The organism is Thioalkalivibrio sp. AKL8 (assembly GCF_000380525.1).
Taxonomy (GTDB): Bacteria; Pseudomonadota; Gammaproteobacteria; order Ectothiorhodospirales; family Ectothiorhodospiraceae; genus Thioalkalivibrio; species Thioalkalivibrio versutus.
Window position 1 is genome coordinate 233,100 of record NZ_AQYF01000005.1, and the last position, 16,931, is coordinate 250,030.

General features: G+C 67.1%; 18 protein-coding genes. 14 read left to right on the forward strand and 4 right to left on the reverse strand.

Annotated elements, in window-relative coordinates; translation table 11 throughout:
* The first annotated feature begins 4 nt into the window (after nt 1-4).
* From G335_RS0104095 to G335_RS0104140, 10 genes are all read left to right on the forward strand, one after another.
* Entirely contained in the window at nt 5-883 is an 879-nt protein-coding gene (locus tag G335_RS0104095; RefSeq protein WP_077276958.1) for an NAD(P)-dependent oxidoreductase, read from the forward strand.
* A gap of 373 nt (nt 884-1,256) precedes the next feature.
* Complete coding sequence (gene rpmE / locus G335_RS0104100) at nt 1,257-1,460, forward strand: 50S ribosomal protein L31 (protein WP_018145101.1); 204 nt, start codon at nt 1,257-1,259, stop codon at nt 1,458-1,460.
* A 16-nt stretch (nt 1,461-1,476) separates the two neighbouring features.
* Nucleotides 1,477-2,340 carry a thermonuclease family protein gene (locus tag G335_RS0104105; protein ID WP_018175980.1) on the forward strand — a complete coding sequence of 288 codons (864 nt, stop codon included), beginning with the start codon at nt 1,477-1,479 and terminating at the stop codon, nt 2,338-2,340.
* A complete protein-coding gene (locus G335_RS0104110) occupies nt 2,340-3,206 on the forward strand; it encodes a M48 family metallopeptidase (protein ID WP_018175981.1) in 867 nt (288 codons plus the stop codon). Before G335_RS0104105 ends, G335_RS0104110 begins: the two co-directional genes overlap by 1 nt.
* An 81-nt stretch (nt 3,207-3,287) precedes the next feature.
* The gene (locus G335_RS0104115; protein WP_018175982.1) at nt 3,288-4,508 is read left to right on the forward strand and encodes a malic enzyme-like NAD(P)-binding protein; all 1,221 of its coding nucleotides are present in this window, start codon (nt 3,288-3,290) and stop codon (nt 4,506-4,508) included.
* A 25-nt stretch (nt 4,509-4,533) separates the two neighbouring features.
* Nucleotides 4,534-5,457 carry a malate dehydrogenase gene (gene mdh / locus G335_RS0104120; RefSeq protein WP_018175983.1) on the forward strand — a complete coding sequence of 308 codons (924 nt, stop codon included), beginning with the start codon at nt 4,534-4,536 and terminating at the stop codon, nt 5,455-5,457.
* Nucleotides 5,441-6,397, forward strand: a complete 957-nt coding sequence (locus tag G335_RS0104125; protein ID WP_196799402.1) for a 5'-3' exonuclease H3TH domain-containing protein — start codon at nt 5,441-5,443, stop codon at nt 6,395-6,397. The genes mdh and G335_RS0104125 overlap by 17 nt, the downstream gene beginning before the upstream one ends.
* Nucleotides 6,394-7,053, forward strand: a complete 660-nt coding sequence (locus tag G335_RS0104130; RefSeq protein ID WP_018175984.1) for a DUF1007 family protein — start codon at nt 6,394-6,396, stop codon at nt 7,051-7,053. Before G335_RS0104125 ends, G335_RS0104130 begins: the two co-directional genes overlap by 4 nt.
* Nucleotides 7,054-7,063: 10 nt before the next feature.
* Complete coding sequence (locus tag G335_RS0104135) at nt 7,064-7,606, forward strand: pseudouridine synthase (protein ID WP_018168925.1); 543 nt, start codon at nt 7,064-7,066, stop codon at nt 7,604-7,606.
* Between the two features lie 121 nt (nt 7,607-7,727).
* On the forward strand, nt 7,728-9,785 hold the full coding sequence (locus G335_RS0104140) for a transglycosylase SLT domain-containing protein (RefSeq protein ID WP_018168926.1): 2,058 nt from the start codon (nt 7,728-7,730) through the stop codon (nt 9,783-9,785).
* Between the two features lie 329 nt (nt 9,786-10,114).
* Here the strand turns inward: G335_RS0104140 and G335_RS0104145 are convergent, their stop codons facing one another.
* Nucleotides 10,115-10,498 carry a group III truncated hemoglobin gene (locus G335_RS0104145; protein ID WP_018168927.1) on the reverse strand — a complete coding sequence of 128 codons (384 nt, stop codon included), beginning with the start codon at nt 10,496-10,498 and terminating at the stop codon, nt 10,115-10,117.
* A gap of 68 nt (nt 10,499-10,566) precedes the next feature.
* Here G335_RS0104145 and G335_RS0104150 point away from each other — a divergent pair, with 68 nt between their 5' ends.
* The gene (locus G335_RS0104150) at nt 10,567-11,475 is read left to right on the forward strand and encodes a fructosamine kinase family protein (RefSeq protein WP_018168928.1); all 909 of its coding nucleotides are present in this window, start codon (nt 10,567-10,569) and stop codon (nt 11,473-11,475) included.
* Nucleotides 11,476-11,539: 64 nt separating this feature from the next.
* Here G335_RS0104150 and proC read toward each other — a convergent pair whose 3' ends face one another.
* A complete protein-coding gene (gene proC, locus G335_RS0104155) occupies nt 11,540-12,358 on the reverse strand; it encodes a pyrroline-5-carboxylate reductase (RefSeq protein ID WP_018168929.1) in 819 nt (272 codons plus the stop codon).
* The gene (locus tag G335_RS0104160) at nt 12,355-13,071 is read right to left on the reverse strand and encodes a YggS family pyridoxal phosphate-dependent enzyme (protein ID WP_018168930.1); all 717 of its coding nucleotides are present in this window, start codon (nt 13,069-13,071) and stop codon (nt 12,355-12,357) included. The genes proC and G335_RS0104160 overlap by 4 nt, the downstream gene beginning before the upstream one ends.
* Nucleotides 13,072-13,211: 140 nt before the next feature.
* On the opposite strand from G335_RS0104160, the gene G335_RS0104165 reads away from it, so the two are divergent.
* The 3 genes from G335_RS0104165 to G335_RS0104175 are packed head-to-tail and all read left to right on the forward strand — an operon-like array spanning nt 13,212 to nt 16,612.
* Complete coding sequence (locus tag G335_RS0104165; protein WP_018145114.1) at nt 13,212-14,246, forward strand: type IV pilus twitching motility protein PilT; 1,035 nt, start codon at nt 13,212-13,214, stop codon at nt 14,244-14,246.
* A gap of 54 nt (nt 14,247-14,300) precedes the next feature.
* Nucleotides 14,301-15,473 carry a PilT/PilU family type 4a pilus ATPase gene (locus G335_RS0104170; protein ID WP_018145115.1) on the forward strand — a complete coding sequence of 391 codons (1,173 nt, stop codon included), beginning with the start codon at nt 14,301-14,303 and terminating at the stop codon, nt 15,471-15,473.
* 20 nt (nt 15,474-15,493) lie between these two features.
* Nucleotides 15,494-16,612 (forward strand): PilT/PilU family type 4a pilus ATPase, encoded by a 1,119-nt coding sequence (locus tag G335_RS0104175; RefSeq protein WP_018168931.1) that lies wholly within the window; start codon nt 15,494-15,496, stop codon nt 16,610-16,612.
* A gap of 6 nt (nt 16,613-16,618) precedes the next feature.
* Here the strand turns inward: G335_RS0104175 and G335_RS13490 are convergent.
* The coding region (locus G335_RS13490; RefSeq protein ID WP_043689836.1) for an IS110 family transposase at nt 16,619-16,931 on the reverse strand (313 nt) is incomplete at its 5' end.

The window sequence follows — 16,931 nt, forward strand, 5'->3', positions numbered from 1 at the left end:
AACGATGGCTGCGTCCCGAGTGGCGCTGCTGGGATGCGGGCTCATGGGGCAACCCATGGGCCTGCGTCTTTTGCAGGCCGGATTTCCCGTGGTGGCCTACAACCGCACGGTCGCGCGCGCAAGCGATCTGGCGGCCGAGGGGGTCTCCGTTCACAGTTCGCCCGCCGCGGCCGTCGCGGAGGCGGACGTGCTGGTGCTGATGCTGAGTGATGCCGCGGCCATCCATGCCGTGCTGGATGCCTTGCCGGCCGGCGCGCTGGATGGTCGCTGCGTGATCCAGATGGCGACCATCCTGCCGGCCGAGAGCCGGGCCCTGGCGGAACGGGTGCGGGGCGCCGGCGCCTGCTACCTGGAGGCGCCGGTGCTGGGTTCCATCCCCGAGGCCCGGGATGGCCGTCTGCTGATCATGGCGGGCGCCGACCGCGAGGCCGACTTTGCCCGGGCCCAGCCGGTACTGGCGGCTCTGGGCGAGACACCCCGGCATGTCGGTTCGGTCGGGCAGGGGGCGGCGCTGAAGCTGGCCTTCAACCAGCTGATCGCGAGTCTCACGGCGGCGTTTTCCCTCAGCCTGGGACTGGTGCGGCGCGAGGGGGTGGAGGTGGATACCTTCATGGAGATCCTGCGCGACAGTGCCCTGTATGCCCCGACCTTCGACAAGAAGCTGGACAAAATGCTGTCCGGCGACTTCGGTACCGCCAACTTTCCGGTCAAGCACCTGCTGAAGGATGTGCGCCTGACCGAGCGCGCGGTGGAGGATGCCCATTTGGTGGGGCCGTGGCTGCCGCTGCTGGCGGATCTGCTGGATCAGGCGCGTGAACAGGGCCTGGCCGATGCGGATTATTCGGCCATCTACACCGCGATTGCCCCGAAAGTCAGGGGCTAACGATGGACATACGGCGGCCCTTATGCACAGAGCACGCCGATACCCCGCGGGAAGCGATGGCCCCGGGTCTGGCTGAATGGCCGTCGACTGGGGGGTGGAATTAATGCGGAATAATCAGTGTATTGCGGTTCTGTTTTGCCGAGGCCGGGCATTTCCCACTTGACGTTTTTGGTGGATTCCGTTCCGGGTGCGACAATTCGTCCACAAAGTTATCCACAGGTTGTCCGCGCGGGTAAAACCACCCGGCCATTCAGGCAGTTGTCACCCAGAGTTGAAACGCGCTCTGCAAATGCCGTCGCAACCCGGTCTTGCGCTCGGGCGGGTAGCACCGCTATGCTATCGGACTTTTCGCCAGAACCTGCGTGAGCCGACCATGAAAGCCGACATCCATCCGAACTACCACAACGTCAAGGTTATCTGCAGCTGCGGTACGCAGTTCGAGACCCGCTCCACGCTCTCCGGCGAGGAGATGCACCTGGACGTGTGCTCGCAATGCCATCCGTTCTACACCGGCAAGCAGAAGATCGTTGATACCGCCGGCCAGGTCGACAAGTTCAACCGCCGCTTCGCATTCTGAGGCTGCGGCGCGCCGGATGGCGCGCAACGCGAACGGACACGTGACTGCTGCGGCGGGCGTTGTCCGACCCGACGAGGGCGTCCTGCGGGGCGCCCTCGTCTGCGTTGTGGGCTTGGCCCTGGTGCTGCTGGCCACTGCGGCCCGGGCCGAGTGCCGGCTGGCGGATCAGGATCCGCGCGGGCTTCAGGAGGTCGAGGTGGAGCGCGTCCAGGGCTTCGATAGTCTGCGGTTGACCGATGGGCGGACCGTTCAGGTGATTGGTCTGGCCCCGGCCGCGCCGCTGCCGGAGAGGGCCGGCCCGATGCGACCCCTGCATCTTCACGAGGGGCTGCGCGAGGCACTGGCCGCCCGGCTGGACGCGGTCGATCAGCGGCTGATCCTGCGCCCGGGCCGTCCCGCCCGGGACGCCGAAGGGCGCCTGCGCATGCATGCCTGGCTGCCCGGCGGGCCGTTGCTGGCGGCCGAATTGATTGCCGCCGGCGAAGCGATGCCGCGCCCCGGGCCGCAGCCGACCGCCCTGGATACCTGCTTCTACGTGGCCGAGGCCGAAGCACGGGCAGGGCAGCGGGGTCTGTGGTTGGAGCGCCCGGCGGCCCTGCCGGTCCGGATGCTGGACCCGCGTTCCGGTGCCCTGCGCCAGGGCCGGCTGCGGGTGCGAGGCGAGGTGGTGGCGGTGCGCGAGACGTCGCGGCACTGGGTGCTGGAGCTGGACGGGCCGCTGGACGTCCTGATTCGCGGGCGTGACCGCGATCACTGGCCCGATCTCCAGCCCGATACCTTGAACGGCGAGGCGGTGATTGTGCGCGGTCAGGTGTATCCTTGGAGAGACCGACTCCGGATGCGCATACGCCATCCGCTCGATCTAGAGGTACCGGAATAATGCGTGCTCTTTCCAAGTCCTGGCGGACCGCTCGCGGTCGTCTGGCCTCTCTGTTCCTGACGGTTCTGGTCGCCGCCGGCCTGGCCGTGGCGATCCCCGGTTGTACCACCAATCCGGTGACCGGACGCTCGCAGCTGATGCTGGTTTCCGAGAATCAGGCGATCGACGCCTCGCGCAGCGCCTACGTCGAGATGCTGGCTCCGGCGCGCGAGGAGGGTCGCATCAATGCCGATCCTGCGATGACCGCGCGGGTGCAGGGCATCACCGAAAAGGTGGTTGCGCAGGCGGTCAAGTACCGTCCCGAGACCGCGGACTGGGACTGGGAGATCGCGGTGATCGAGGCCCCGGATACCGTCAACGCCTTCGCCATGGCGGGCGGCAAGATGGCGATCTACTCGGGCATCATCGAACAGCTGGAGCTGACCGATGACGAGCTCGCGCAGATCATCGGGCATGAGATTGCCCACGCGCTGTCGGCGCATACGGCGGAAAAGATGTCGGTCGCGCTGGCCAGCAATCTGGCCCTGACGGGGTACGCCCTCTCCGGCGACCGTTCGGATCTGGCCCTGACCGGAGCGGCGCTGGGGGCTGTGCTCGCCGTGCAGCTCCCGCATAGCCGGGGTATGGAATCCGAGGCCGACCGCATCGGTATCGAGCTGGCGGCGCGGGCCGGTTACAACCCGGATGCCGCGGCCACTCTCTGGCGCAAGATGGCTGCCCAGGCCAATGGCGGTCAGCCGGAATTCCTGAGCACTCACCCGGCACCGGCTTCGCGCCAGCGCGAACTCACCCGTCTGGCCGATCAGTACCGCCCGGTGTATGACGAGGCCCGGCGCGGGTCCGTCCCCACCCACCCGGTCAACTGATTTCGTTTCCGGTGCGGGCCTACCGCACCGGGCCTGTACCTGTTTCTGAAGCAACCGTCCGACAAAAGGCCTCGCTACACCATGTCCAAGGATTTCAACCAGCGCGCGCTGGAGTACCACGAGCAGCAGCCGGCCGGGAAGCTGGCGATCCACATCACCAAGCCCACCGCCACCCAGGATGATCTGTCGCTGGCCTACTCGCCGGGCGTCGCTGCACCGGTGCGGGCAATCGCCAAGGACCCGGAGCTGGCCTATCGCTATACCGGCAAGGGCAACCTGGTCGCAGTGATTACCGATGGCACCGCGGTGCTGGGGCTGGGCAACGTGGGTGCGCTCGCGTCCAAACCGGTGATGGAGGGCAAGGGCGTACTGTTCAAGGCCTTCGCCAATATCGACGTGTTCGATATCGAGGTGGACGCCGCGCAGCCGGAGGACTTCATCAACACGGTCGCGCGCATTGCCGGCGGCTTTGGTGGCATCAATCTGGAAGATATTGCCGCGCCGCACTGCTTCGAGATCGAGCGCCGCCTGTCCGAACGCCTGGATATCCCGGTCTTTCATGACGATCAGCACGGCACCGCGATCATCACCGCGGCCGGCCTGGTCAACGCGCTGGAGATCCAGGGCAAGAAACTGAGCGAGGCAAAGATCGTCTGTGTCGGCGCCGGGGCTGCCGGGATCGCGTCCATGCAGCTGCTGGTCCGCCTGGGCGCGGCGAAGAAGAACCTGTTCATGGTGGATCGCAAGGGTGTGATCCACAGCCAGCGCGATGACCTGAACGAATACAAGCAGATCTTCGCGGTGGACACCGACGCGCGCAGCCTGGCCGATGCCTGTGCCGGTGCCGACGTGTTCATTGGGCTGTCCGGCCCGGACCTGCTGACTGCGGAGATGCTGCAGTCCATGGCGCCGAAGCCGATTGTCTTCGCCCTGTCCAACCCGGACCCGGAGATCCGTCCGGAGCTGGCGCACGCAACCCGCGACGACCTGATCATGGCCACCGGGCGCTCGGACTACCCGAACCAGGTGAACAACGTGCTCGGCTTCCCGTTCATCTTCCGCGGCGCGCTGGATGTGCGCGCCCGGACGATCAATGACGAGATGCTGGTGGCCGCGGTACACGCCCTGGCCGGACTGGCTCGCGAGCCCGTCCCGCAGGTGGTGCTGGATGCCTACGGGCTGGAGACGCTCGAATTCGGCCCGAACTACATCCTGCCGACCCCGTTCGATCCGCGTCTGATCGACACGGTGCCGCAGGCGATCAGTCAGGCCGCCCGCGACAGCGGGGTCGCCCGCCTGTAACGCAGTCCTGTAGGAGGAGCAGCGCATGCAGAAGATCGCCATTATCGGCGCCGGACGCGTCGGCGAATCCACCGCCCAGTTTCTGGCCCGCCGCGACATCGCCCGCGAGATCGCGCTGCTGGATGTGCGCGAGGGCGCGGCGGCCGGCGCCGCCCTGGATATCCAGGAGACTGCGCCACTGCTGCGTTTCGATACCCGGCTGACCGGCAGCCACGAGGCGTCGGTGATCGCCGGTGCGGAGCTGGTGATCATCACCGCCGGGTTGCCGCGCAAGCCCGGCATGTCGCGCTCCGACGTGCTGGACAAGAACGTCGAAATCCTCGATGTGATCCTGCAGGACATCCTGGTTCATGCCCCGCAGAGCCGGATCCTGGTGGTCTCCAACCCGGTGGATGTGCTGACCTACCGCGCCTGGCAGAAGACCGGCTGGAGCCGCGACCGTATCTTCGGCCAGGCCGGGGTGCTGGATACCTCGCGCATGGCCGCCTTCATCGCGCTGGAGACCGGCCTTTCCACCCATGACATTCAGGCGCTGGTGCTGGGCGGCCACGGCGATGCCATGGTTCCGATGCTGCGCTATTCGTCCATCAACGGTGTGCCGCTGGATCACTTCATGGATCAGGCCACGCTGGACAACATCGTCGAGCGAACCCGGCACGGCGGTGCCGAGATCCTGGCCCTGAAGCAGACCTCCAGCGCCTACGGCGCCCCGGCGGCGGCCATCGCCGAGATGGTCGAGGCGATCGCCTTGGATCGGCGGCGGGTGCTGCCCACGGTGGCCCTGCTGGACGGCGAATACGGCGAGCGCGACGTGGCCATGGGCGTGCCCTGCATCCTCGGTCAGGGCGGGATGGAGCGTGCCATCGAGCTGGAACTGAATGCCGAGGAGCGCGCGGGCTTCGACCAGTCCATCGCTGGCGTGCGGAAGGACCTTGAACGCCTCGCCTGACGCCGGCCCAGTGCCGGATGCGCGGTTGCCGACCCTGACCCTGGTCGACAGCAGCATCTTTGTCTTTCGCGCCTGGTTCGCGCGTGGCCTGGATCCGGATCCGCAGGGCCGGCCGGGCGGTGCGCTGCACGGCCTGGTGCACTCGCTCTGCCAGTGGTTGCCGGCCTGCGCGCCGGGCCCGGTGGCCTTTTGTTTCGACACCGGCCTGCGCCGGGGTTTTCGTCACCGCATTGACCCTGCCTACAAGGCCCATCGCCCGCCGGCCCCGCCGGAGCTGCGCGAGCAGTTCGCGCGCATCCGCGAACTGCTGGGCCGGCTGGGGTTTGCGACTCTGGCCGACGCGGAGTACGAGGCCGACGACCTGATCGCCAGCCTGGCCCGCGCCGGGCGCGTGGCCGGCTATCGCATCGATGTGAAGAGTGCCGACAAGGATCTGACCCAGGTCATCCTGGGCGGGCAGGATCGCCTGCACGACCCGGAGCGCGGGGTCGACATGGATCGTCGCGCCATCGAAAAGCGCTTTCGCATCCGCCCCGAGCAAGTCGCGGACATGCTGGCCCTGGCCGGGGATGCCAGCGACAACATTCCCGGAATCGACGGGGTCGGACCGAAGACGGCCGCGCGTATCCTGCGCCGGTTGCGCGACCTCGACACGGTCCTGGCCGACCCGCCGGCCGTCACCCGCTGCAACATCCGTCGCGCGCCCGCCGTAGCCGCGGCCATCGCCGGGCAGGCCGACCGGCTGCGCCGCTCGCGCCGGCTGACCGGCCTCGCCGACCGTATCCCGGATCTGCCAGCGCCCGGAGAATTGCATCCGACGGGCCCCGATCCGGACGCGTCCGCCTGGCTGCACGACCTGGGTGTTGCCCCCGCCTACCACGCCCGGCTCCTGGCCGCCGCCGGCGCCTGGGGCCTGACGGATACGAGGCAGACGGCATGATGCGCCGCCTGCACATCCTGGGCGGCGTGGTGCTGGCCGCGCTCGTGCTTCTGCCGGCCGGCGTACAGGCGCACCCGCATGCCTGGATCGACCTGCGGATCAGCTTCGAGCGCGACGGCGAGGGGCAGATCACCCATATGCTCCATCACTGGCGCTTCGACCCGACCTACGGGCAGTACCTGTACGACGATGCCCAGGAGCATCAGTCCGGCGATACGCCGGAGGCGCGCCTGCAGGGGCTTGCCACCGAGATCCTCGACAATCTGGACGAGTACCGCTGGTACAGCCACCTGGAGGTGGCTGGAGAGGCGCTCGGGATCGCGGCCGCCGCCGATCCCCGGATGGCCATGGACGCGGGGCTGCTGCACTTCCGCTTCCGGCTGGAGCTGGAGCAACCGGTCGATCCGACCGACGAGCCGCTGGCCTACCGGGTCTACGACCCGACGTATTTCATCGAGATCCTGCATCAGGACCCGCATGGTACGGAGATTCTTGATGCGTCCGGACTGGTGGATGCGACCTGTCAGGCCCGGCTCGAACGGCCGCGCCCGGATCCGGCGCTGGTGGCGCGCGCGCTGGCGCTGGACTATGGCGCCAGCGTGGATTACGACCTCGGCCGGCACTTTGCCGAACGCGTCACCCTGCGCTGCGACTGAGGCACTGGTTATGGCCCGGGTCGTATTGTTCCACAAGCCCTGGGGTGTCCTGCCCCAGTTCACCGACCCCGAGGGTCGTCCGACACTGGCCGACTACATCGCGATCCCCGGGGTCTATCCGGCCGGTCGTCTGGACCGTGACAGCGAGGGCCTGCTGGTCCTGACCGACGATGGGCGTCTGAACGCGCGTCTGACCCAGCCACAGCACAAGACCAGCAAGACCTACTGGGTTCAAGTCGAGGGCGAACCCGACGATGCCGCGTTGCATGCCCTGCGCGAGGGTGTCGAGTTGAAGGATGGCCTGACCCGCCCGGCGCAGGTGGAACGCATGGACCCGCCGGACATCCCGGAGCGCGACCCACCCGTGCGTTTTCGGCGCCATATCCCGACCCGCTGGCTGGCGCTCACCCTGCGCGAGGGGCGCAACCGCCAGGTTCGCCGAATGACCGCGGCGGTGGGTCACCCGACCCTGCGCCTGGTGCGTTACCGGGTCGACTCCTGGACCCTCGATGGTCTCGCGCGGGGCGAGTTTCGCACCCTGGAGACGGGTTAAGGGGCTCTTGAAACCCCGGAATGCCGGAACTGCCGCCCGCGTCGCGCGAAACCGGAGGATTCTCATTGCAAGCGTCCCGGTGCAGGCCGATGATAGGAAACCATTGATACGAGGGCGGGGCATGCTCCAATCCAGGAACGTAATCGCCGGGCTGGCCGGCCTGTTGCTGGTCCTGGCGGCGGCGCTGCCGGCGGCCGCTGGCGAAGAAGACCTTTATGTCTTCGAGCGCAGCCTGTACCTGCTCGCCGAGCGCGCCCTGAACCGCGGCGACATGACGGCCTACCGCGCCGCGCGCAGCACCCTGACCGGCTACCCACTGACCCCTTACCTGGATTACCGCGATCTGGCGCGCAATCTCAATCGCGCCGACCCGGATGCCGTGCGCCGCTTTGTACGCGAGCATGACGACACCCCGCTGGCAGCCCGGCTGCACGGGAGCTATCTGACGCATCTCGCGCGCGAAGAGCAGTGGGGGGCGTATCTCGAATTCCTCGATTCGGACCGTTCGCTGTCCGTCGAGCAGGACTGCAATCGCCGCCAGGCGCTGTTGGAGACGGGAGAACGCGATGCGGCCCTGGAGGACGTGGAGTCCATCTGGCTGCACGGGCAGTCGCGCCCTTCGGCCTGCGACCCGGCCCTGAAGGCCTGGCGCGATGCCGGTGGGCTGACCGGTGAACTCGCCTGGGATCGATTCGTGCTGGCCGTCGAGGCGGGACAGACGGGTCTGGCTCGTTACTTGCGCCGCTACCTTGACCGCGATGACCGCCCGTGGGCGGAGCGCTGGCTGGATCTGGCCAGCCAGCCCGCACGGGTTGTGGAGGCCGACTTCGACGCCGGTGCTCACCGCTCGGCCGAGGCGCTGATGGAGCGGGCCTTCACCCGCTGGATCCGCCAGGACCTGGATGCCGCCCTGGAAGGCTGGGAGAAGGACGGGCGTGATCTCGGACTGTCTTCCGAATCGGCCGGGCGCGTGCAGCATGCCCTGGCCCTGCGCCTCGCGCTGCGCTATCGCCCCGAGGCGCTGGACTTCATGGCGGCCCTGGAGCCCGAGGTGTTCGACACCCAGTTGCGCCAGTGGCAGGTGCGCGCGGCATTGTACGAGCGCGACTGGGAGGTGGTGATGGACGCGATCCGCGCCATGGATCGCGACGTGCGCGACGAGGCGGCGTGGCAGTACTGGTATGCCCGTGCCCTGGAACAGATCGAGTCGCTGGAGGCCGCACGCGGCTTCTACGAGCGCGCGGCCCGCGAACGCAACTTCTACGGCTTCCTGGCGGCCGACCGCCTGGGGCAGCCCTATCGCATCGGGCATCAGCCCCTGGTGCTGGAAGACGGGCAGCGTGCCGCCATGCGCACGCACGCCGGCATGCAGCGCATGCGCGAACTGGTCCGCCTGGACCGTAACGCCGAGGCCCGCCGCGAATGGACGCACGCCGTGGCCGACATGGATACTGCAGAGCTGGAGGCGGCGGCGCGCACCTTCGCCGACTGGGGCTGGCACGACCGCGCGATCTTCACCGCGGCGCGCGCCCGCAACTGGGACGACATCGAGCTGCGCTTCCCGCTCGCCTTTGATGACCTGATCGTGGCCGGCGCCCGTGAACAGGGTATCGACCCGGCCTGGGCCATGGCGATCGCACGCCAGGAGAGTGCCTTCCTCTACGACGTCCGTTCCGGTGCCGGGGCGCTGGGTATCATGCAGGTCATGCCCGCGACGGGTCGGTCGATCGCCTCGGCGGCGGGTGTGCGCGTGAACTCCGACTGGGACATCCTCGACCCGGCGACCAATGCCCGGCTTGGCACCTACTACCTGCGGCGCAATCTCGACCGTTTCGGAGGCCACAGCATGCTGTCCTCCGCGGCCTACAATGCCGGCGCCCACCGCGTGAGTTCCTGGCTGCCGGAGGACCGCGCGATGGATCCGGATATCTGGGCCGAACTGATCCCGTTCTCCGAGACCCGCGACTACATCCGCCGTGTGTTTGCCTACCGCATCCTGTACGCGGTCCGCCTGGGGCAGGAGCCGCCGTCGCTGGCCACCCTGCTGTATCCGGTCACGCCGCAGGATGGCCTCGCCGCGAGCCGCGAACGCCACCTGGCCACACTGCCTGGCGAGGCGGGCATCACCCTCAGCCGTGCCTTCTGCGACGCCCCGGGTTATACCGACAACGCCTGCTAGTCTGCCCGCCGCGAAGCGCACAAAGCCACGAAGAAGGCCAAGGGCGGTTTGCAACCGGAAGGCTTGAAGAGCAGCAGGCGCTCGATCGCCCGGAGGCCTGAGGCCTCTGCCGACCCCTGGCGCGACGGCCTGTCAGGAGCCGATTTGGTGACGGACATCCGCCACGGGCCCTCGCCGCAGGGCATCGCCAACGGCGACCGCAAAGGCTCCAGGCACGGGGCTCGCCCGTCGCCACGCCACAATGCTCCCGGCTTCCTCTGAACGGTGCTTGACCTGGACGTGGCCCTTCTTCGTGCCTTGGTGTGTTTCGTGGTGCAAACAAAGGCGGGTCAGCCGCGGATGATGTCCTCGCGCATGCGACTGGCGATGCCGTCGGCCAATTGCTGCCATTCGGCCGCCAGAGGTGGCTCCAGGTGCTCCTCGGTCGTGGCCTTGAAGTGGCGCATCCAGACGGCCAGGTCGGCCTCGGTCAGGTTCAGCGGTGCGTGCTTGCCGACCATGTCGATGGTCGGCGGCTCTTCCAGGCGCCCGCCCAGGTTCATGTACCAGAAATCGGCGATGCGTTTCACGTGATCCGGAAAATCCTGGATGCGCGCGAAGTGATGGCCGATCTGGGGGTCGGCCGACAGGCGGCGGTAAAAGTCGTCGATCACCGCGCGGATGCGCTCGGCGCCGATCTTGTCGCACAGAGGTTCGAGCTTGCGAAAGGCCATGGGGGTCTCCTGACGGATCCTGCGACAGCCGGTAACCTGCACACTGACATGGAACCCGGATGCCAAGGATGAACCAATTCGATTCAACGGGCCCCGATGCCGTGACGGCGGCGGTGGCCCAGTGTATTGCCGACCATACCGGAATGCCCTTCGAGCCAACAGGAAGCCAGGCCTGTTCCGGGGGCTCCATCAATCAGGCGCAGCGTTTCACCGGAAGCGACGGGCGGGCGTTCTTCGTCAAGCTGAGTGGGGGCGAGGGCGCTGCGATGTTCGCGGCCGAGGCGCGCGGCCTGGAAGAACTCGCGCGCTGCGAACGCCTGAAAATCCCCGCTGTCGTCGGCACCGGATCGGCGGGTGGCACGCACTTTCTGGTGCTGGAGAACCTGGCGCTGGGCGGCCCCCGCGACGGGGTGGCTCTGGGGCACGGGATTGCCGACATGCACCAGAAGACCCGTCCGCGCTTCGGGCTGGATCACGACAATTTCATTGGCAGTACGCCGCAACCGAATACCGAGCACGACGACTGGGCGGCGTTCTATCGTGATGAACGTCTGGGCTTCCAGCGTCGGCTGGCGCGGGAGCGTGGGGCGGCGGGATCGCTACTGGGGGCGCTGGAGGAACTGGAGTCCTCGCTGGGCGGCTTCTTTAGCGACTATCAGCCGGAACCCTCCCTGCTGCACGGCGACCTGTGGAGCGGCAACTGGGGGTTCCTGGCGGATGGCAGCGTGACGATCTTCGATCCGGCGGTGTACTACGGCGACCGCGAGGCCGACCTGGCGATGATGGAGCTGTTCGGTCACCCGGGCCAGGACTTCGTCGCCGCCTACGAGGAGATTCTGCCCATCGACCCCGGCTATGGCGTGCGGCGCACACTCTACAACCTCTACCACATCCTCAACCACGACCACCTGTTCGGCGGCGGCTATGGCCCCCAGGCCGAGCGCATGATCCGCCAGTTGTTGGCAGAACTGCGCTGATTGCCCCACCACCAACCGCTCTTGACCGGGCCCTCCTTCGTGCGTTTCGTGGTGACTCAGGGTTTCAGCGGCCGAGTTCGCGCGAGCGTTCGGCGGCTGCGGTCATGGCGCGGCGCATCAGGTCGCGCAGGTCGCCGTCCTCCAGGACCTGCAGGGCGCGTTCGGTGGTGCCGCCCGGGGAGGTGACGCGATGGCGCAGCTCCGCGGCGCTCTCGTCGCCCTCTGCGGCCAGACGGGTGGCCCCGGCCAGGGTGCCCAGGGTCAGTTCCAGTGCGGTATCCGCCGGCAGCCCCAGTGACTTCGCGGCCTCCTGCATCGCCTCGATCATCAGGAACACGTAGGCCGGTCCGCTGCCGGAGGTGGCGGTCACGGCGTGCATCTGCTCCTCGTCCTCCACCCAGATCGCGCGGCCCACCGCCTCCAGCAGCCGGGTGGCCGTGGCGCGATCCTCGGGGCTTGCGGTGGGGGCGGCGTAGAGTCCGGTGACCCCGGCGCCGACCAGGGCCGGGGTGTTCGGCATCGCGCGGACCAGGCGCGTGGCGTCGCCCAGCCACCCGGCCAACTGGGTGGTGGTGGTGCCCGCGGCTACCGAGATCACCAGCGGTTGACCCTGCTGCACCGCATCGCGCAGCGTCGGGGCGAGCTCCGGCAGGGTCTGTGGCTTCACCGCAAGCACCAGGGTGGCGCTCTGGGCCGCCAGTTCGGTGGCGCTACCACTGGCGAGCCCCGGGTAACGCGCCTGCAGATCGCGTACGCGCTCGGCGCCCTTGTCGGCGATGGCGATGCGTTCGGCGGCATGGCCGGACTGGACCAGCCCCTGAAGCAGGGCCTCGCCCATGTTGCCGGCCCCGACGAAGCCGACCTCGAAGCGGTGTTCCGTCATGTGGATTCCTTGCATTTGGGTTGGCGCGGGCCGAACAGGGCGGTGCCGATGCGCACGATGGTTGCCCCCTCGAGAATGGCGGCCTCGAGATCGCCCGACATCCCCATGGACAGTGTATCCAGCGAATGGCCCCCTGCGTTCAGGGTATCGAGCAGGGCGCGCAGGCGCGCGAAGGGTTCCCGCTGTAGCGGGATGTCGGCGGCGGTGGCCGGAATGGCCATCAGTCCGCGCAACGCGAGGCCGGGCAGGTCCTGCACTGCGGCGGCCAGGGCGGCGACCTCCCCGGGTGCGACGCCGGCCTTTTGCGGTTCCTCGCTGATGTTGACCTGCAGGCATACCTGCAGCGGCGGCATGCCCTCCGGACGCTGATCCGACAGGCGCCGGGCGATACGCTCGCGGTCGACGGTATGCACCCAGGCGGCGCGTTCGGCCACCGCGCGGGTCTTGTTGCCTTGCAGCGCGCCGATGAAGTGCCACTCGAGGCCGAGCGGCGCGGGTGCGGCCTCCAGGGTGTCGTACTTGTCCACCAGCTCCGGGGCGTAATTCTCGCCGAAGGCGGACTGTCCCAGAGCATGCAGGGCACGGATCTCGTCCGCACCGCGGGTCTTGCTGACGGCCAATAGACGGACCGAATCCGGGTCGCGTCCGGCCTCGCGGCAGGCGGCCTCGATACGGGCTCGAACGGTGCTCAGGGCATGGTCTGGTGTGGTCATTTCCCTATGATATAGTCCGGAAGAACACAAGGTCACCGCGGATTTTCGCGCGGGCCGTCATAAGCGACAGGGGGTGGTGGTCGTGGCTGCCACCAGGGCGTTGGCGCGGGTCGGCGTTACGCCCGACAACAGGGGGATGCATGGATATCACGCAGTTGCTGGCCTTTTCGGTCAAGAACGGGGCCTCGGACCTGCACATCTCCGCGGGCATGCCGCCGATGGTACGTATCGACGGCGACATGCGCCGGGTGAACGTGCCGGTCATGGACCACAAGGAGGTCCAGGGCCTGATCTACGACATCATGAACGACCGCCAGCGCAAGGACTACGAAGAGTTCCTGGAGACAGACTTTTCGTTCGAAATCTCGGGGCTGGCGCGTTTTCGTGTCAACGCCTTTAACCAGGATCGAGGCGCAGCGGCGGTCTTCCGTACCATCCCCTCCAAGGTCCTGACGCTGGAAGAGTTGGGTGCCCCGCGCATCTTCGAGGAGATCTCGGACTACCCGCGCGGTATCGTGCTGGTGACCGGCCCGACCGGTTCGGGCAAGTCCACCACGCTGGCGGGCATGGTCAACCACCGCAACGAAAACGACTACGGGCATATTCTCACCATCGAGGACCCGATCGAGTTCGTGCACGAATCGAAGAAGTCCCTGATCAACCAGCGCGAGGTACACCGCGACACCCACGGCTTCAGCGAGGCCCTGCGCTCGGCCCTGCGCGAGGACCCGGACACCATCCTGGTCGGCGAACTGCGTGATCTCGAGACCATTCGCCTGGCCCTGACCGCGGCCGAAACCGGCCACCTGGTGTTCGGCACCCTGCACACCAGTTCGGCGGCCAAGACGATCGACCGCATCGTCGACGTGTTCCCGGCGGCCGAGAAGGATATGGTGCGGGCCATGCTGTCGGAGTCGCTGCGTGCGGTCATCGCGCAGACCCTGATGAAGAAGATTGGCGGCGGGCGCGTCGCGGCGCACGAGATCATGCTCGGCACGCCGGCGATCCGGAACCTCATCCGCGAAAACAAGATCGCGCAGATGTACTCGACCATCCAGACCAGTTCCGGCTCCGGCATGCAGACGCTGGATCAGTGCCTGAAGGACATGCTCGCGCAGGGCGTGATCAGCCGCGAGGACGCCCGCCGCAAGGCCAGCAACCCGGATTCCATCTGACCACCACGCCGCCGATGCGCTTGACCGTCGGACCGGGTACCAAGGGAGAATGCCATGGATCGTGACAAGGCGATCAAGTACATGCACGACCTGCTACGGGCCCTGGTGGACCGGGACGGGTCGGATCTGTTCATCACGGTGGGCATGCCGCCGGCGGCGAAGATCGACGGCCGCGTGGTGCGGATGACCGAACAGAACCTGACGGCCTCGCATACCCAGGCGCTGGTTCGCTCGATGATGAACGACAAGCAGTCGGCCGAGTTCGAGCGCCACCAGGAGTGCAACTTCGCGATTGGCTTGCAGGGCGTGTCGCGTTTTCGCGTAAACGTCTTCACCCAGCGTGGCAGCCCGGGCATGGTGCTGCGAACCATCAATTCCGTGATCCCGAAGTTCGAGGACATCCAGATGCCGCCGCAGCTGGAGAAGATTACCCAGGAGCGTCGTGGCCTGGTGATCTTTGTCGGCGGCACCGGCTCGGGCAAGTCGACCTCGCTGGCGGCCATGATCGGCTATCGCAACCGCACGACAGCCGACCACATCGTCACCATCGAGGACCCCATCGAGTTCGTTCACGAGCATGCGATGAGCATCATCACTCAGCGTGAAGTCGGGGTGGACACCGAGAGCTACGAGATCGCGCTGAAGAACACCTTGCGCCAGGCGCCGGACGTGATCCTGATCGGCGAGATCCGCGACCGCGAGACCATGGACTACGGCGTTGCCTTCGCGGAGACTGGGCATCTGTGCCTGTCGACGCTGCACGCGAACAGCACCAACCAGGCACTGGACCGCATCATTAACTTCTTCCCCGAGGACCGGCGCGAACAGCTCCTGATGGACCTGTCGCTGAACCTGAAGGCCGTGATTTCGCAACGCCTGGTACGCAAGGAAGGCGGCGAGGGCCGGGTGCCGGCGGTGGAGATCCTGATCAACACCCCGCTGATGGCCGACCTGATCCTGAAGGGCCAGGTGCACGAGATCAAGGAGCTGATGTCCCGGTCCCGCGAGCAGGGCATGCAGACCTTCGACCAGGCCCTGTTCGACCTCTACGAGCATCGCCACATCAGTTATGACGAGGCCCTGCGCAACGCCGACTCGGTGAACGACCTGCGCCTGCGCATCAAGCTCGACAGCCAGCGAGCCCAGGACGACGGGGCCCCCGCCGTAACGGATGAGGGCGAAGGCCTGTCCGTGGACGAGCGCGCCGAGGACTTCAACCTGCGCTAGTCGTTGGGGAAACAGAAAACATGAGCCAGTTGCAGATCGAGCCCTACCTGAAGTTGATGGCCCAGAAGGCCGCCTCGGACCTGTTTTTTCTGACCGGCGCGCCGGCCAGTATCAAGGTCGACGGCGCGCTGCAGCCGATCTCGCGCAAGGCGCTGGCGCCCGGTCAGGCCGAGAGCATTGCGCGGGAGCTGATGAGCGAACATCAGGCGGAGACCTTCGACCGCGAGACGGCCGTCAACTTCGGCCTGTCGCGCGAGGGCCTGGGGCGCTTTCGTGTGAATGTCTATCGCCAGCGCGGCGAGGTCGCGATGGTCATCCGCTTCATCCGGGTCGCCATCCCGACCATCGAGCAGCTCGGGCTGCCCGAGGTGCTCAAGCAGTTTGTGGCCTACAACGACGGGCTGATCCTGATTGTCGGGGCCACCGGCACCGGGAAGTCGACCACCCTGGCGTCGATGATCGATCACCGCAACACGAACCAGAGTGGGCATATCCTGACGGTCGAGGATCCGATCGAGTTTCTGTTCAGCCACAAGCGCTCCATCGTCGGCCAGCGCGAGGTGGGCATCGATACCCCCAGCTTCGATCACGCCCTGCAGGAGGGCATGCGCGAGGCCCCGGACGTGATCATGGTCGGCGAGGTCCGCTCGCGCGAGACCATGCGCGCGGCGCTGACCTATGCCGATACCGGGCACCTGGTCCTGACCACCCTGCACGCGACCAATGCCACCCAGGCCCTGGATCGAGTGATCAACCTGTTCCCCGAGGACAACCGCCCGCAGATCCTGTCGGACCTGTCACTGAACCTGCGTGCGATCGTCGCCCAGCGCCTGCTGCAGACCAAGGACGGGCGACGCGTTGCCGCGCTGGAAATTCTGGTCAACACGCCTTACATCTCCGAGCTGATCCGCGACGAGAAGATCAGCGAGATCAAGGAGATCATGGCCAAGGGGAGCTCCGTGGGCATGCAGACCTTCGATCAGGCGATCGTCAAGCTGTTCAAGACCGGCGACGTCATGCTGGACGAGGCCCTGAACAAGGCGGATTCGCGCGCCGATCTCGAGTGGCGCCTGAACTTCGGGGGCGGGGTGGCCTCCGCCGACGAGACCGAGGAAGAGCTGAAGCTCCCCGACCGGTAGGAGATTCTATGTCTCTCCACAAGGGATCTTAGGTTGGTAATCGGTCTGATTTTTCATCAGGGCGAAGGCGACGCGGGCCAGCTTTCGAGCCAAGGCGTTCAGTGCCTGGGTCGTCGCCAGGCCACGGTCCAGGCAGCGCTGGTAGTAGTCGCTCCAGGCGGCTTTCGACTTGGCCTGCATCGCGGCCAGATAGAGCAGCCGTCGCAACTCTGGATCGCCCTGTTTGGTGAGTTTGCGCTGCCCCCGTTTCGTGCCGGAGTCGCGTATGCGGACATCCAACCCCAGGAAGGCAACGAACGCATCACCGCTGCGGAAGGCG

Excerpts from the sequence above, each read along its gene's own strand:
- G335_RS0104095 (WP_077276958.1), top strand. The coding sequence starts at position 5 with ATGGCTGCGTCCCGAGTGGCGCTGCTGGGATGCGGGCTCATGGGGCAA.
- rpmE (WP_018145101.1), top strand. The coding sequence starts at position 1,257 with ATGAAAGCCGACATCCATCCGAACTACCACAACGTCAAGGTTATCTGC.
- G335_RS0104105 (WP_018175980.1), top strand. The coding sequence starts at position 1,477 with ATGGCGCGCAACGCGAACGGACACGTGACTGCTGCGGCGGGCGTTGTC.
- G335_RS0104110 (WP_018175981.1), top strand. The coding sequence starts at position 2,340 with ATGCGTGCTCTTTCCAAGTCCTGGCGGACCGCTCGCGGTCGTCTGGCC.
- G335_RS0104115 (WP_018175982.1), top strand. The coding sequence starts at position 3,288 with ATGTCCAAGGATTTCAACCAGCGCGCGCTGGAGTACCACGAGCAGCAG.
- mdh (WP_018175983.1), top strand. The coding sequence starts at position 4,534 with ATGCAGAAGATCGCCATTATCGGCGCCGGACGCGTCGGCGAATCCACC.
- G335_RS0104130 (WP_018175984.1), top strand. The coding sequence starts at position 6,394 with ATGATGCGCCGCCTGCACATCCTGGGCGGCGTGGTGCTGGCCGCGCTC.
- G335_RS0104135 (WP_018168925.1), top strand. The coding sequence starts at position 7,064 with ATGGCCCGGGTCGTATTGTTCCACAAGCCCTGGGGTGTCCTGCCCCAG.
- G335_RS0104140 (WP_018168926.1), top strand. The coding sequence starts at position 7,728 with ATGCTCCAATCCAGGAACGTAATCGCCGGGCTGGCCGGCCTGTTGCTG.
- G335_RS0104145 (WP_018168927.1), bottom strand. The coding sequence starts at position 10,498 with ATGGCCTTTCGCAAGCTCGAACCTCTGTGCGACAAGATCGGCGCCGAG.
- G335_RS0104150 (WP_018168928.1), top strand. The coding sequence starts at position 10,567 with ATGAACCAATTCGATTCAACGGGCCCCGATGCCGTGACGGCGGCGGTG.
- proC (WP_018168929.1), bottom strand. The coding sequence starts at position 12,358 with ATGACGGAACACCGCTTCGAGGTCGGCTTCGTCGGGGCCGGCAACATG.
- G335_RS0104160 (WP_018168930.1), bottom strand. The coding sequence starts at position 13,071 with ATGACCACACCAGACCATGCCCTGAGCACCGTTCGAGCCCGTATCGAG.
- G335_RS0104165 (WP_018145114.1), top strand. The coding sequence starts at position 13,212 with ATGGATATCACGCAGTTGCTGGCCTTTTCGGTCAAGAACGGGGCCTCG.
- G335_RS0104170 (WP_018145115.1), top strand. The coding sequence starts at position 14,301 with ATGGATCGTGACAAGGCGATCAAGTACATGCACGACCTGCTACGGGCC.
- G335_RS0104175 (WP_018168931.1), top strand. The coding sequence starts at position 15,494 with ATGAGCCAGTTGCAGATCGAGCCCTACCTGAAGTTGATGGCCCAGAAG.